1 protein-coding gene is annotated in these 900 nt (G+C 68.9%); it reads left to right on the top strand.

Annotated features, from left to right (window positions below):
- Positions 1 to 900, top strand: a 900-nt coding sequence (locus ACLEQD_RS44405) for an AMP-binding protein (protein WP_410391931.1), incomplete at both ends; no start/stop codon positions are given.

Below are 900 nucleotides of genomic sequence, written 5' to 3'. Positions count from 1 at the left end.
TCACCCTCGTCAACACGGTGCCCTCCGCCATGGCGCAGCTGCTGCGCCTGAATGCAGTGCCGCCCACCGTGCGCGTCATCAACCTCGCGGGTGAGGCCCTGCCGGAGACGCTGGCGAAGCAGGTCTACGCAGTCCCGACGGTGCAGAAGCTCTACAACCTCTACGGGCCCTCCGAAGACACCACCTACACCACGGCCTCTCTCGTTGGCCGCGAGGAAGTGCCCCTTATCGGCAGGCCACTCCCCGCCACGCGTGCCTACGTGCTGGACGCTTCGTTGCAGCCGGTGCCCGTGGGTGTCGCAGGTGAGCTGTACCTCGCCGGTGAAGGCCAGGCGCGCGGATACCTCTTGCGCCCGGAACTCACCGCGGAGCGCTTCGTGCCGGAGCCCTACGGCCCTCCAGGTGGCCGCATGTACCGCACGGGCGACCGCGTCCGTTACCGCGTGGATGGGCGGCTGGAGTACCTCGGCCGCATCGACTTCCAGGTGAAGGTGCGTGGCTTCCGCATCGAGCTGGGCGAAATCGAAGCGGCGCTCCGGCGTGCTCCGGGCCTCAAGGACGCCGTCGTCGTCGCGAAGGGCGAAGCCGCCGACAAGCGCCTCATCGGCTACGTCACCGCGCGCGAAGGCCACTCGCTGGACTCCGAGGCACTCAAGGCCCACCTCCGGCAGCAACTGCCCGAGTACATGGTGCCTTCCGCGCTCCTCGTCCTGGACGCGCTGCCGCTCAACTCCAACGGCAAGGTGGACCGCAAGGCCCTGCCTGAACCGGGAAACCTCGCGCGCTCGTCCGACTTCGTCGCGCCGCGGAACGACACCGAGGAACAACTGGTCGCCCTCTTCGCCGAAGTGCTGCGCGTGGAGCGCGTGGGCGTCCGGGACGACTTCTTCGCGCTCGGCG

Origin of the sequence: Corallococcus sp. 4LFB, assembly GCF_046520365.1 — a bacterium.
GTDB classification, from domain to species: domain Bacteria; phylum Myxococcota; class Myxococcia; order Myxococcales; family Myxococcaceae; genus Corallococcus; species Corallococcus caeni.
This window is presented reverse-complemented; position numbering and strand designations above follow the sequence as displayed.